We start from the raw sequence: 13,783 nt of genomic DNA on the forward strand, positions 1-13,783 counted from the left end.
GGACGGCATGACACGGATCAACAAGGCGGCCTGTATCGGCGGCGGCGTCATCGGCGGCGGATGGATCGCGCGTTTCCTGCTGGCCGGCATCGACGTCGATGTGTTCGACCCACATCCGGAAGCGAGCCGTATCGTCGGCGAGGTGCTCGCCAACGCCGAAAAAGCCTATGCCATGCTGACCGGCGCGCCCCTGCCGCCGCGCGGCAGGCTGACCTTCTGCACGACGCTCGCGGAAGCCGTCGCCGGCGCCGACTGGATTCAGGAAAGCGTGCCGGAACGGCTCGACCTCAAGCGCGGCGTCCTGACCGAGATCGATGCCGCAGCGCGCCCGGACGCCCTGATCGGCTCTTCCACTTCGGGTCTGCTGCCGACCGATCTGCAGCGCGACATGAAGCATCCCGAGCGCCTCTTCGTCGCCCATCCCTATAACCCCGTCTATCTCTTGCCGCTCGTCGAAATCGTCGGCGGCGAAAAGACCTCGGCGGCGACCATCCAGGCGGCAATGGAAAGACTGGCGCCGATCGGCATGAAGGGCGTCCACATCGCCAAGGAGATCGAGGCCTTTGTCGGCGATCGGCTGCTCGAAGCGCTCTGGCGCGAGGCCTTGTGGCTGATCCACGACGATATCTGCACCGTCGAGACGCTCGATGACGTCATCCGCTACTCTTTCGGCCTGCGCTGGGCGCAGATGGGCCTGTTCCAGACCTACCGCATCGCCGGCGGCGAGGCCGGCATGCGCCACTTCCTCGCCCAGTTCGGTCCCTGCCTCGCCTGGCCCTGGACCAAGCTCACCGATGTCGTCGATCTCGACGATGCGCTGATCGAAAAGATCGGCCAGCAATCCGACGAACAGGCGGCCGGCGTGTCGATCCGCGAGCTTGAACGCATCCGCGACGAAAACCTCGTCGGCATCCTGCAGGCCCTCAAGGGCGGCGATGGCGGCAAGGGCTGGGGCGCCGGCAAGCTCTTGAAGGACTTCGAGCAATCGCTCTGGGCAGCCTGCGGCGGGACGACAACGTCTGTCGACCTGTCGAAACCGCTGAGGCTCATCGAGACGAAAGTCAGCCCTGCCTGGGTCGACTATAACGGCCATATGACCGAGCACCGCTACCTGCAGGTTTTCGGCGATACTTCGGATGCGCTGCTGCGCCTCATCGGCGTCGATGTCGCCTATGTTGAGGCGGGGCACAGCTACTATACGGTGGAAACCCACATCCGCCATCTCGGCGAGGCAAAGCTCGGCCAGACGATCCATTCGACCTGCCGGGTCCTCTCCGTCGACGACAAGCGGCTGCATGTCTTCCATACGTTGCACGATACGGCGACGGGCGAGGCCATTGCCACCGCCGAGCACATGTTGCTGCATGTCGACAGCAAGGCCGGCAAGGCCACGCCGGCGCCGGCCGTCATTGTCGACAAGGTCAAGGCGATCGCCGAAGCGCATGCGAATTTTGCCGCGCCTGAAGGCGTCGGCCGTCACGTCGGCCAGAAACGGTAGGAGGATCGGCATGGATTTCGGATTGAGCGAAGAACAGAAAATGATCGTCGAGACGGTCCGCGCCTTCGTCGAGACCGAAATTTATCCGCACGAAAACGAGGTCGAGCGCACAGGCATCGTGCCGCCGGAGCTCGGAGACGAGATCCGGCGCAAATGCGTCGATCTCGGCTTCTACGCCTGCAATTTCCCGGAGGAGGTCGGTGGCGCCGGCCTCGATCACGTCACCTTCACGCTGGTCGAGCGGGAGCTCGGGCGCGGTTCCCTCGGGCTGACGGTTTTCTTCGGCCGGCCCTCCGGCATCCTGATGGCCTGCGAGGGCGAGCAGCGAGAGCGCTACCTCCTGCCCGCCGTGCGCGGCGAGAAGATCGACGCGCTCGCGATCACCGAGCCGGACGCCGGTTCCGATATGCGCGGGATGAAATGCGCCGCCCGCCGCGACGGCGGCGACTTCGTCCTCAACGGCACGAAACACTTTATTTCGCATGCCGATGTCGCCGATTTCGTCATTGTCTTTGCCGCGACGGGTGAGGAAGAAACGCCGAAAGGCATCAAGAAGAAGATCACCGCCTTCCTGGTGGATCGCGGCACGCCGGGCTTCGAAATCCGCAAGGGCTATGATTCCGTTTCGCATCGTGGCTACCACAACTCGACGCTCAGCTTCGAAGATTGCCGGATACCCGAAGCCCAGGTGCTGGGCGAGGTGCATCGCGGCTTCGACATAGCCAATCAATGGCTCTACGGCACGCGGCTGACGGTCGCCGCCACCTGCGTCGGCCGGGCACGGCGCGTCTTCGACATGACGCTGCCCTATGCCGCCGAGCGCAAGCAGTTCGGCAAGCCGATCGGCGCCAATCAGGGCGTGTCGTTCAAGCTCGCCGATATGATCACCGAGATCGACGCAGCCGATTGGCTGACACTTGCCGCCGCCTGGCGGCTTGATGCCGGGCTGCCTGCAGACCGGCAGATCGCCTCGGCCAAGCTTTACTCCTCGGAAATGCTCGCCCGGGTCACCGATGAGGCGATCCAGATCTTCGGCGGCATGGGCCTGATGGACGACCTGCCGCTCGCCCGCTTCTGGCGCGATGCGCGCGTCGAGCGCATCTGGGACGGCACCTCCGAAATCCAGCGGCATATCATCAGCCGCGACCTGCTTAGACCTTTGGGAGCGTGAGCCGATGACATCTCGCCCGCTCGACCGCCTGCTCAGACCGCAAACGATCGCCGTCTTCGGTGGCCGCGAGGCGCGCAGGGTGATCGAGCAGTGTGATCGTATGGGTTTTGCCGGCGAGATCTGGCCTGTCCATCCGAAGCTCGACGAGGTGCTCGGACGGCGCTGCTATCGCTCGGTCTCGGATCTGCCGTCAGCGCCGGATGCCGCCTTCGTCGGCGTCAACAGGACGCTGACCGTCGAGATCGTCCGCAGCCTTTCTGAAGCCGATGCCGGCGGGGCGGTCTGTTATGCATCGGGTTTCAGCGAGGCGACGGGTGAACTTGAGGATGGCGCCGAGCTGCAGCGGGCCCTGCTGGAGGCAGCGGGCGATATGCCGATCCTCGGGCCGAATTGCTACGGGCTGATCAACGGTCTGGACGGCGCGCTGCTCTGGCCCGATCAGCATGGCATGCAGCGCATCGAACGTGGCGTCGCGATTCTCACGCAGTCCTCGAATATCGCCATCAACCTGACCATGCAGACCCGTGGGCTGCCGATCGCCTATGTGGTCACGGCCGGCAACCAGGCGCAGACATCGCTTGCCGATGTCGCCTGCGCATTGATCGACGACCCACGCGTTACCGCGGTCGGCCTTCATGTCGAAGGCTTCGGCGATCTCGCTGCTCTCGAACGCCTGGCCGCCATCGCCCGGTGGTCGAGGAAGCCGGTCGTCGTGCTGAAGGTCGGCAGATCGGAACAGGCAAAACGTGCGGCCGTATCACACACCGCCTCGCTTGCCGGCAGCGATGCCGTCGCCGATGCCGTACTGGCCCGTCTCGGCCTTGGCCGTGTCCAGACCTTGCCGGCACTGCTCGAAACCCTGAAGCTGCTGCATGTCGCCGGCCCGCTTGCAAGCCATTCGATCTCGTCGATGAGCTGCTCGGGGGGCGAAGCCTCGCTGATGGCGGATGCCGCCGTCGGTCGCAAGGTGGAATTCCCGGCGCTGCAGCCGCAACAGCTACCGCGTCTGCGGCGGGTGCTGGGCGAGATGGTGACGCTTTCCAATCCGCTCGACTACCACACCTTCGTCTGGGGCGATCTCGCACGCCAGACCGAAGCCTTCGGCGCCATGTTCGAAGGCGGCTATGCCCTCAATCTCGTCGTCCTCGACTTCCCGCGTGGCGACCGCTGCGATGCCTCCGAATGGGCGATGACGGCGGATGCGGTCATTGCGGCCGCCGCCGCAACCGGTGCGCTGGCCGGCGTGCTGGCGACCCTTCCGGAAAACATGCCCGAGCCGATCGCAGATCGGCTGATGGCGAATGGCATCGTCGCCTTCTCGGGCATCGACGAAACCATCATTGCGGCGGAAATCGCCGCCGGTATTGGCAAGGTCTGGGAAGCGCCGCCTCCCTTGCCGCTGCTCGACGTGCCGTCCATGGGCGGCGAGATCGAAACGCTGACGGAAGCCGATGCAAAGACGGAACTTGCTGCCTGCGGCCTCCCTGTTCCTCGGGGGCTGCAGGCTTTTTCGTCCCGGGAAGCTGCCGAGCAGGCCGAGCGGCTCGGTTTCCCCGTTGTGCTGAAAGCGCTCGGTATTGCCCACAAGACCGAGGCCGGGGCCATCGCACTCAACCTTAGGGATAGTGAGGCAGTGTCGGATGCGGCGGCGGCCATGCCGCCGAATTCAGGTTATCTCGTCGAGAAGATGATCAATCCGCCGGTTGCCGAGCTCATTGTCGGCGCCATCCGCGATCCCGTCTTCGGATTGTCGCTGACCCTTGGAGCGGGGGGAATCTTCGTTGAATTGCTTGAAGATTCGATCATTTTGCCGCTTCCAGTGACGAAAATCGAGATTCGCGCGGCGATTTCGCGTCTTAAACTTGCAAAATTGATCTATGGCTATCGCGGGAGACCAAAAGGCGACCTCGAGGCTGTTGTCGATGCTGTCTCAGCAGCGGCAGATTATGTCGTAATGAACGCGGCACGCCTGGAGGAACTGGACATTAATCCGTTGATGGTTCTTCCCGAAGGGGGCGGCGTTGTCGCAGTCGATGCCCTGATACGGCGGAGGAGGTAGCATAAGTTGAGCGATCCCATTCGCACACGACAGGACAGCGGTGTCCTCGAAGTCGTCATCGACCGGCCGAAGGCGAACGCCATCGACCTTTCGACCAGCCGCGCCCTGGGGTTGATCTTCCGGGATTTCCGCGATGATCCAACGCTACGTGTCGCCATCGTCTCGGGTGCGGGCGAGAAGTTTTTCTGCGCCGGATGGGATCTCAAGGCGGCGGCATCGGGCGATGCGGTGGACGGGGATTACGGTGTCGGCGGCTTCGGCGGGCTGCAGGAGCTGCGCGACCTCAACAAGCCGGTCATTTGTGCGGTCAATGGGATCTGTTGCGGCGGCGGGCTGGAGATCGCGCTTTCTGCCGACCTGATCCTCGCCGCCGAGCATGCCACCTTCGCCCTGCCGGAAATCCGCTCGGGCACGGTTGCCGATGCGGCCTCGATCAAGCTGCCGAAGCGCATCCCCTATCACATCGCCATGGACATGCTTTTGACGGGGCGCTGGCTCGACGTTCACGAGGCACATCGCTGGGGTTTCGTCAACGAGGTCCTGCCGGCCGACAGGCTTATGGAAAGAGCATGGGAGCTTGCCCGGCTGCTCGAAAGCGGGCCGCCGCTCGTCTATGCGGCCATCAAGGAAATCGTGCGCGAAGCGGAGGGTTCGACGTTCCAGACTGCCATGAACAAGGTCACCAAGCGGCAGTTTGCGACGGTCGACAAACTCTATTCGAGCGAGGACCAATTGGAAGGCGCGCGGGCCTTCGCCGAGAAGCGAAGCCCCATTTGGAAAGGAAAATGACCAGGCGGCGGCAACCGCACTGTTTTCCCGCATGATGCGGGCACCGGAGGTGGAGAGGAAACCGCCTGCGGATCTGCCCGGAAGTTCTGTCAACGCACCATAAAGAAGGAACTGGGGAATGAACGACTACACCAAATATCTCGCAAGCCGTGTCACCGCCGGCGGGCTCAGCCGCCGCGAATTCATGGGACGCGCCATGGCGGCGGGCATCACACTTGCCGTCGCCGACAAGCTCTTCACCGAAAGTGCGCAAGCCGCCGAACCGAAACGCGGTGGCCACTTGAAGCTCGGCCTCGAAGGAGGTGCAGCCACCGATTCGAAGGATCCGGCAAAGTTCCTGTCGCAGGTCATGTTCTGTATCGGCCGCTGCTGGGGTGACATGCTGGTCGAGTCCGACCCGCTGACGGGTGCCGCCGTGCCCTCGCTTGCCGAATCCTGGGAGCCCTCGAAGGACGCTGTCACCTGGACCTTCAAGATCCGCAAGGGCGTCAAGTTCCACGATGGCAAGGAACTGACGATCGACGACGTCGTTGCGACGCTGAAGCGCCACACCGACGCAAAGTCGGAATCCGGTGCGCTCGGTGTTCTCGGCTCGATCAAGGAGATCAAGGCCGACGGCGGCAATCTCGTGCTGACGCTCAGCGAAGGCAATGCCGACATGCCGCTTCTGCTGTCGGACTACCACCTGGTCATCCAGCCGAACGGCGGCGTCGACGATCCGCTGGCCTCGATCGGCACCGGCCCCTACAAGATGACGAGCTTCGAGCCCGGCGTCCGCGCCACCTTCGAAAGGAACAAGGACGACTGGCGCACCGACCGGGGTTATGTCGATTCGATCGAAATCATCGGCATGAACGATGCCACTGCCCGCATCGCGGCGCTTTCGTCCGGTCAGGTGCACTACATCAACCGCGTCGACCCGAAGACCGTCAACCTGCTGAAGCGCGCGCCGAATGTCGAGATCCTCTCGACCGCCGGCCGTGGCCATTATGTCTTCATCATGCATTGCGACAAGGCGCCGTTCGACAATAACGACCTGCGCCTGGCTCTCAAATACGCCATGGACCGCGAGACCATGGTGCAGAAGATCCTCGGCGGCTACGGCAAGGTCGGCAACGACTTCCCGATCAACAGCACCTATGCGCTGTTCCCCGAGGGCATCGAGCAGCGCGTTTACGATCCCGACAAGGCCGCCTTCCACTACAAGAAGTCCGGCCATAGCGGCTCGGTCCTCCTGCGCACCTCCGAAGTCGCCTTCCCCGGCGCCGTCGATGCGGCCGTCCTCTATCAGGAAAGCTGCAAGAAGGCCGGCATCGAGATCGAGGTCAAGCGCGAGCCGGGCGACGGCTACTGGACCAACGTCTGGAACGTTCAGCCCTTCTCGACCTCCTATTGGGGTGGCCGTCCGACGCAGGACCAGATGTATTCCACCGCCTATCTCTCGACGGCGGATTGGAACGACACCAAGTTCAAGCGTCCTGACTTCGACAAGCTGCTGCTGCAGGCCCGCTCCGAATTGGACGAAGCCAAGCGCAAGGACATGTACCGCACCATGGCGATGATGGTGCGCGACGAGGGCGGGGTGATCCTGCCGATGTTCAACGATTTCGTGAACGCCTCCACCAAGCAGGTGAAGGGTTATGTCCACGACATCGGCAACGACATGTCGAACGGCTACGTCGCAACCCGCGTCTGGCTGGACGCCTGAGGATAAAGGGGCGTTTGCCCCCTCCGATCTCCAACGAAGCCGGGACCGTGGGATGAAACCCGCGGTCCTCCCGCCGTTTTAGCGCGAGGTCCTCGCCATGACCAATCCTGCCCCCAGCATCTTGCCCGGCCTCGGGTTGCGGCAGCGTTTTCCGCTGCTGGCCCTCATCCTCGAGCGCTTCGTGCTCAGTCTCGTCCTGCTTTTTGCCGTTTCCATCCTGATCTTCGGCGGCCTGGAAGCCCTGCCCGGCGATTTTGCCACCACCTATCTCGGCCAGTCGGCGACGCCGCAGGCGGTTGCCAATATTCGTCAGGATCTCGGGCTGAACCGTCCGGTCACGACGCGCTACGTCGAGTGGCTCGGCAATGCAGTCCAGGGGGACTTCGGCACCTCCTGGGCCAGCAAGAATTCGGTGAGCGAGCAGATCGGCAAACGCCTTGGCAATTCGCTTTTCCTGGCGGGTTTCGCAGCCGTGATCTCCGTGCCGCTCGCCGTCGGCCTTGGCATGCTGTCGGTGCATTTCCGCAATCGGCTACCGGATAAGATCATCAACGTGGTCTCGCTTGCGGCGATCTCGCTGCCGGAATTCTTCATCGGCTACCTGCTGATCCTCTTCTTTGCGGTGAACCTTGGCATGGCGACTTTCCCGGCGACGGTCTATGACAGCATGGGTTTCGGCGAGCGGTTGAAGGCGATCGCGCTGCCGACGGCGACGCTCGTGCTCGTCGTGCTTGCGCACATGATGCGCATGACGCGGGCGGCGATTCTCTCCGTCATGTCGTCGGCCTATATGGAGACGGCAGAGCTGAAGGGCCTCAGCGCCTTCCGCGCGATCGTCAAGCATGCCGCTCCCAATGCGCTCGCCCCGATCATCAATGTCATCGCGCTGAACCTTGCCTATCTCGTGGTCGGCGTTGTCGTTGTCGAAGTGGTCTTCGTCTATCCCGGCATGGGGCAATATATGGTCGATGCGGTCACCGTGCGCGATATGCCCGTCGTGCAGGCCTGCGGCCTGATCTTCGCGGCCGTCTACATCTTCCTCAACATGACGGCCGATATCCTTGCGATTATCGCCAATCCCCGGCTGAGGCATCCGCGATGAGATTGAGAGACATCCCCATCACCGCCTGGATCGGCATGGGCGGTATCGCCATCGCCTTCATCTTCGCTATCTTTGCACCCTGGCTCGCCCCCTATGGCGAGACGCAGGTCGTCGGCGACGTCTGGCAGCTGCCGGATAATCAATATATCTTCGGCCTCGACAATCTCGGCCGCGATATCCTCTCGCGCCTGATCTACGGCGCGCGCACGACGCTGCTGGTCTCGTCCGCCGCCACCGTCATCTCCTTCTCGCTCGGCATTATCCTGAGCTTCACCGCTGCCGTCTCGCGCGGCATCATCGACACGGTGTTTTCCCGCTTCAACGATCTGATGATGTCGATCCCGACGCTGATCTTCGCGCTGGTCGTTCTGGCGGTCCTGCCGCAAAATATCGTCGTGCTGATCCTTGTCATGGCGATCCTCGATTCCACCCGCGTCTACCGTCTCGGCCGCGCTGTGGCGCTCGATGTCGCGGTGATGGAATTCGTCGAGGCGGCCAAGCTGCGCGGCGAAGGCAAGCTCTGGATCATCTTCCGCGAAATCCTGCCGAACACGCTGTCGCCGCTGCTTGCCGAGTTCGGGCTGCGCTTCGCCTTCTCGATCCTGTTCCTCTCGACGCTGTCCTTCCTCGGCCTCGGCATTCAGCCGCCGGCGGCCGATTGGGGCGGCATGGTCAAGGACAACAAGGACGGCATCATTTTCGGCATATCGGCAGCGCTGGTGCCGGGCACGGCGATCGCCGTGCTTGCCGTCTGTGTCAACCTCGTCGTCGACTGGCTCCTGAAACGCACATCCAGCCTCAAGGGAGGGCGCGGCGATGCCTGAGCTTCTTTCCGTTCGTAATCTGAAGATCGAAGCAACCAGCTACCCGCCGGGCGAACCGCCCAGGCGGGTGACGATCGTCGACGGCGTTTCCTTCGATCTGCAAAAGGGCAAGGTTCTCGGCCTCATCGGGGAATCGGGCGCCGGCAAGTCGACGATCGGCCTTTCCGCACTCGCCTATGGCCGGGGTGGAGCCGAAATCACCGGCGGTGAAGTGCGGCTCGACGGCGCCGATATCCTGACGCTCGGCAAGAACGGCATTCGAAAAATCCGCGGCGCACGGGTCTGCTATGTGGCGCAATCGGCCGCCGCCGCCTTCAATCCCGCCCATCGGCTCGGCGATCAGGTGATCGAAGCCTCTGTCAAGCATGGTTTGATGACGAAGGACGAGGCGCGCAAGCGTGCGCTTTATCTGTTCGGGGTTCTCGGCCTGCCCAATCCCGAAACCTTCGGCGAGCGCTTTCCCCACCAGGTCTCCGGCGGCCAGCTGCAGCGGGCGATGACGGCAATGGCGCTCTGCTCCAACCCCGAACTCATCGTCTTCGACGAACCGACCACGGCGCTCGACGTCACCACGCAGATCGACGTGCTGGCGGCGATCAAGCATGCGATCGAGGAAACGCACACCGCTGCCCTCTACATCACCCACGATCTCGCCGTCGTCGCCCAGATCTCGGACGACATCATGGTTCTGCGCTATGGCAAGCAGGTCGAATACGGCAGCGTCCAGCAGATCATCGAGGCGCCGCGGGAGGATTATACCCGCGCCCTCGTCAATGTCAGACAGGCCTATCGCGAGGAAGCCGCCGATCAGTCCACGGCACTCCTTAAGGTGGAAAATGTCAGCGCCGAATATTCCAACGGCTTCAAGGTGCTGCACGATGTCTCGCTGCACGTGCCAAAGGGCCAGACGCTCGCGGTCGTCGGCGAGTCCGGCTCGGGCAAGTCGACCCTGGCGCGCGTCATTGCCGGCCTGCTGCCGCCGAGCAGCGGGCGCATCGTCTTTGATGGCAAACCGCTGATGCCGGGCCTCAAGAGCCGGCCGAATGACGATCTGAGGCGCATCCAGCTGATCTACCAGATGGCCGATACGGCGATGAACCCGCGCCAGACCGTCCGCGACATCATCGGCCGCCCGCTGACCTTCTACTATGGTCTGAGAGGTGCCGAGAAGACCGCCCGGGTCAAGGAATTGCTCGACCAGATCGAAATGGGCAAGGGCTTCGTCGATCGCTACCCGGCCGAACTCTCCGGCGGCCAGAAGCAGCGTGTGGCGATCGCCAGAGCGCTGGCCGCCAAGCCCGAACTCATCCTCTGCGACGAGCCGACCTCGGCGCTCGATCCGCTGGTGGCGGAGGGTATCCTCAAGCTGCTCCTGCGGCTGCAGGAAGAAGAGCAGCTGTCCTATGTCTTCATCACCCACGATATCGCGATCGTCCGGGCGATCGCCGACAGCGTGGCGGTGATGCATCGCGGCAAGCTGGTGCGATTCGGCCCGAAATCGACGGCGCTGTCGCCGCCCTTTGACGACTACACCGATCTGCTGTTGAAATCCGTACCGGAAATGGAAATCGGCTGGCTGGAACGGGTGCTCGCCACGCGTCGCATGGAGAGCGCCGGTAACTGACTTGACTAGGTGAACTTGACGAGGGGCGGAACCCTCGCCGCATGCAATGTGCATCAAGGAATGAGCATGACCTCGCGCGGCTTTACCACCATCGAGAATGAATGGATCATGCTGAAGGATGGGACGCGGCTTGCCGCGCGCATCTGGATGCCGGACGGCGCGGACGAAGATCCCGTTCCCGCCGTCTTCGAATTCCTACCCTACCGCAAGCGGGACGGAACCTGCCTCAGGGACGAGTCGACCTACCCGGTCTTTGCTGCAGCCGGTATTGCCGGCGTGCGCGTCGATATCCGCGGTTCCGGCGAATCCGACGGGGTCATCGACGGCGAATATACAGAATGCGAGCTTGCCAATGCCTGCGAGCTGATTGCCTGGATTGCCGCGCAGCCATGGTCGAACGGCGCGGTCGGCATGATGGGCATCTCCTGGGGCGGCTTCAACAGCCTGCAGATTGCGGCATTGCGTCCGCCGGCGCTCAAGGCCGTTATCTCGATCGCCTCGACCGTCGACCGCTACAATGACGACATCCACTACAAGAACGGCTGCCATCTCTCCGCCCAGCTCTCATGGGCGGCGACGATGCTCGGCTACCAGTCGCGCCCGGCCGATCCGGCACTTGTCGGCGAGCGCTGGAAGGAGATGTGGCTGGAACGCCTGGCAGGCGAACCCTTCTTCATGGAGGCTTGGCTGGCCCACCAGCGGCGCGACGATTTCTGGCGTCACGGTTCGATCTCAGAGGATTTTTCGAGCGTCGAGATCCCGGCACTTGTCATCGCCGGCTGGGCGGACGGCTACCGCAATACGCCTCTGATGGCGGTCGAAGGTTTGGGCCGCAAAGCGAAGGCGCTGATCGGCCCCTGGGTGCATAAATATCCGCATTTCGCCTGGCCGAAGCCGCGCACAGATTTCCATGGTGAAGCAATCGCCTGGTGGAACAAATGGCTGCGCGGCGAGGATAACGGGATCGACACCTTGCCGCAGGCCCGCGCCTATATTCTCGATGCCATCCGCCCTGCCCCGCGACGCGACACTGATCCCGGCTTCTGGGTTGCCAAGGACGTCTGGTCGCCGCCGCGGATGCAGTGTTTTTACGTCGAACAATTCGGCAGGCTGACGGAAGGCATGCCGATCCCGCATGCGCCCGAGCATCCCGTCTATCTCCATTCTCCCCTCGATACCGGGACGGCCTCCGGCGAATATTTCACGCTGAAACCCGACGCCGAAATGGCGATCGATCAGCGTTCGGACGATGCCGGCTCGCTGGTCTTCGATACGATGCCGCTTGCCGGCGATCATGACTATCTCGGCCGGCCCGTGCTGACGCTTGCGCTGCGTTCCCGGACGGCGGGCGGCAATCTCTGCGCCCGGCTCATCGACGTCCATCCGGATGGCACGGCAACGCGTGTCGCCTTCGGCGTCGTCAACCTCACCCACCGCGACGGCAATGCCGATCCCAAGCCGCTGGCACCAGGCGAAAGGGTGTCGATCCGTCTCGTGCTCGATGCCTGCGGTTATCGCTTCCGTAGGGGACATCGCATCCGCCTTTCGCTTTCCACCGCCTATTGGCCGATGATCCTGCCGCCGCCTGATGACGAGGGCATCGAGGTCGATATCGCGGCACTCGGCCTGGGGCTGCCGATGCTCGGCGAGCACCAGCGGATCGACATCAAGGAACCGGCCAATCCCGATCCGCTGCCGAAATACATCGAGCACGCGGCGGCCGCGACGAAACGGCAGGTCGTCCGCGATCTCTCGGCCAACCGGACGGAGTATCACATTGACGAGGATACCGGGCTCACCGAACACCCTGAGACAGGTCTCTCGACCCGGCAATTGCGGGAGGAGATCTGGTCGATTTCACCCGATAATCCCCAGTCGATGACCGGGACGTCGACCTGGACCTGCGACATGCGCCGCCCCGGCTGGTTTGCCCGTACGGTCGCGACTGCGCGGATTGCCTGCACCGGAACCGAATGGATCATCAGCGCCGTCGTCACGGCATTCGAGGACGACGTGCAGATCTTCGAAAAGGTCTTTGCGGAAAAGCGGATCGCGCGCGACCTGATGTGATCGTCAGGTCTGCGCAAAACGCCTTATGGCCTCGCAGACGGCGCGGAAGCCGTCGCGGGCGCCCTCGCTCATATGGCGGGCGCGCAGCCATGCATGCACCATCTGCGGCTCCTCCCGGAACCAGACGTCGACGCCCTCTTCGGTGAGCCGGGCGGCATAGTGCCGGCCGTCGTCCCGAAGCGGATCGAAATGCGCGACCGTGATGAAGGCCGGCGGCAGCCCTGCAAGCGAAGCTGCCTGCAGCGGCTCGGCGATCTCATTGCCTGCCGGCGCCTGCAGGATCTCGCGGTAATAGGCGACATCCGCCGTCGTCAGGCCGGGGGCTGCGGCCATTTCGATATAGGAGCCTGCGGCAAGATCGCCACCGAGCGCCGGGTAGATCAGGACCTGGCCGACGACACCGGACAGGCCCTCGTCGCGCGCCCGCAATGCAAGACCGGCGGCAAGATTGGCGCCGGCGCTGTCCCCGATCAGCACGACCTTGCTGTTGGCGGACAGCAGATGCTTCAACACTGCAAAGCCGTCATCCGTCTGTGCCGGCCAGCGATACTCAGGCGCCAGCCGGTAATCGACGGAAACGAGTTCCGCTCCGGCGAAATCGGCGATCTCGGCGCAGATGGCATGATGGCTTTCGAGCGAACCGACGACGAAGCCGCCGCCATGAAGATAGAGCAGAATGGTGCGCGTGCTGATTTTGCGCGGACGGTAGCGCCGGATCGGTATGCGCTGCAGCATGCCGTCGGCAAAGATCATCTCCGGGGGCAGCGGCCGGTCGAAACGCGCGCAAAGAGCATCATACCAATGGCGTTGCTGCTCGATCGATGCTTGAACGGCGTCCGGCGGATAGAAGGAATCGCAAATCGCCAGAAACTGCAGGATGCCCTTTTCGGTGGGGACAGGCGGTTGAGCGGACATGGAGGTCCTTTCGCGATTTGGGG

10 protein-coding genes are annotated in these 13,783 nt (G+C 63.3%); 9 read left to right on the forward strand and 1 reads right to left on the reverse strand.

Annotated elements, in window-relative coordinates; translation table 11 throughout:
• Positions 1 to 7 precede the first annotated feature (7 nt).
• From ACMUVN_RS09500 to ACMUVN_RS09540, 9 genes are all read left to right on the forward strand, one after another.
• Positions 8 to 1,498, forward strand: a complete 1,491-nt coding sequence (locus tag ACMUVN_RS09500) for a carnitine 3-dehydrogenase (protein ID WP_414815037.1) — start codon at positions 8 to 10, stop codon at positions 1,496 to 1,498.
• A gap of 10 nt (positions 1,499 to 1,508) precedes the next feature.
• Entirely contained in the window at positions 1,509 to 2,669 is a 1,161-nt protein-coding gene (locus tag ACMUVN_RS09505; protein ID WP_414815038.1) for an acyl-CoA dehydrogenase family protein, read from the forward strand.
• A gap of 4 nt (positions 2,670 to 2,673) precedes the next feature.
• Complete coding sequence (locus ACMUVN_RS09510; protein ID WP_414815039.1) at positions 2,674 to 4,728, forward strand: acetate--CoA ligase family protein; 2,055 nt, start codon at positions 2,674 to 2,676, stop codon at positions 4,726 to 4,728.
• A gap of 6 nt (positions 4,729 to 4,734) precedes the next feature.
• A complete protein-coding gene (locus ACMUVN_RS09515) occupies positions 4,735 to 5,517 on the forward strand; it encodes a carnitinyl-CoA dehydratase (RefSeq protein WP_414815040.1) in 783 nt (260 codons plus the stop codon).
• A gap of 118 nt (positions 5,518 to 5,635) precedes the next feature.
• Positions 5,636 to 7,225: an ABC transporter substrate-binding protein gene (locus ACMUVN_RS09520; RefSeq protein WP_047612155.1), complete on the forward strand. Its 1,590-nt coding sequence runs from the start codon at positions 5,636 to 5,638 to the stop codon at positions 7,223 to 7,225.
• 97 nt (positions 7,226 to 7,322) lie between these two features.
• Positions 7,323 to 8,327: an ABC transporter permease gene (locus tag ACMUVN_RS09525; RefSeq protein WP_414815041.1), complete on the forward strand. Its 1,005-nt coding sequence runs from the start codon at positions 7,323 to 7,325 to the stop codon at positions 8,325 to 8,327.
• On the forward strand, positions 8,324 to 9,151 hold the full coding sequence (locus ACMUVN_RS09530) for an ABC transporter permease (protein ID WP_414815042.1): 828 nt from the start codon (positions 8,324 to 8,326) through the stop codon (positions 9,149 to 9,151). Before ACMUVN_RS09525 ends, ACMUVN_RS09530 begins: the two co-directional genes overlap by 4 nt.
• On the forward strand, positions 9,144 to 10,775 hold the full coding sequence (locus tag ACMUVN_RS09535) for an ABC transporter ATP-binding protein (RefSeq protein WP_414815043.1): 1,632 nt from the start codon (positions 9,144 to 9,146) through the stop codon (positions 10,773 to 10,775). The genes ACMUVN_RS09530 and ACMUVN_RS09535 overlap by 8 nt, the downstream gene beginning before the upstream one ends.
• Positions 10,776 to 10,841: 66 nt before the next feature.
• Positions 10,842 to 12,845 carry a CocE/NonD family hydrolase gene (locus ACMUVN_RS09540; protein WP_414815044.1) on the forward strand — a complete coding sequence of 668 codons (2,004 nt, stop codon included), beginning with the start codon at positions 10,842 to 10,844 and terminating at the stop codon, positions 12,843 to 12,845.
• 3 nt (positions 12,846 to 12,848) lie between these two features.
• On the opposite strand, the gene ACMUVN_RS09545 is transcribed toward ACMUVN_RS09540, so the two are convergent.
• The gene (locus ACMUVN_RS09545; protein ID WP_414815045.1) at positions 12,849 to 13,760 is read right to left on the reverse strand and encodes an alpha/beta hydrolase; all 912 of its coding nucleotides are present in this window, start codon (positions 13,758 to 13,760) and stop codon (positions 12,849 to 12,851) included.
• Between the last annotated feature and the right edge of the window lie 23 nt (positions 13,761 to 13,783).

This window comes from Rhizobium sp. IY2, from assembly GCF_047532935.1.
GTDB classification, from domain to species: Bacteria; Pseudomonadota; Alphaproteobacteria; order Rhizobiales; family Rhizobiaceae; genus Rhizobium; species Rhizobium anhuiense.

What these genes read in the sequence shown, in the direction of transcription:
- ACMUVN_RS09520 (WP_047612155.1), top strand. Translation starts at nt 5,636, where the DNA reads ATGAACGACTACACCAAATATCTCGCAAGCCGTGTCACCGCCGGCGGG.
- ACMUVN_RS09505 (WP_414815038.1), top strand. Translation starts at nt 1,509, where the DNA reads ATGGATTTCGGATTGAGCGAAGAACAGAAAATGATCGTCGAGACGGTC.
- ACMUVN_RS09525 (WP_414815041.1), top strand. Translation starts at nt 7,323, where the DNA reads ATGACCAATCCTGCCCCCAGCATCTTGCCCGGCCTCGGGTTGCGGCAG.
- ACMUVN_RS09540 (WP_414815044.1), top strand. Translation starts at nt 10,842, where the DNA reads ATGACCTCGCGCGGCTTTACCACCATCGAGAATGAATGGATCATGCTG.
- ACMUVN_RS09545 (WP_414815045.1), bottom strand. Translation starts at nt 13,760, where the DNA reads ATGTCCGCTCAACCGCCTGTCCCCACCGAAAAGGGCATCCTGCAGTTT.
- ACMUVN_RS09500 (WP_414815037.1), top strand. Translation starts at nt 8, where the DNA reads ATGACACGGATCAACAAGGCGGCCTGTATCGGCGGCGGCGTCATCGGC.
- ACMUVN_RS09535 (WP_414815043.1), top strand. Translation starts at nt 9,144, where the DNA reads ATGCCTGAGCTTCTTTCCGTTCGTAATCTGAAGATCGAAGCAACCAGC.
- ACMUVN_RS09510 (WP_414815039.1), top strand. Translation starts at nt 2,674, where the DNA reads ATGACATCTCGCCCGCTCGACCGCCTGCTCAGACCGCAAACGATCGCC.
- ACMUVN_RS09530 (WP_414815042.1), top strand. Translation starts at nt 8,324, where the DNA reads ATGAGATTGAGAGACATCCCCATCACCGCCTGGATCGGCATGGGCGGT.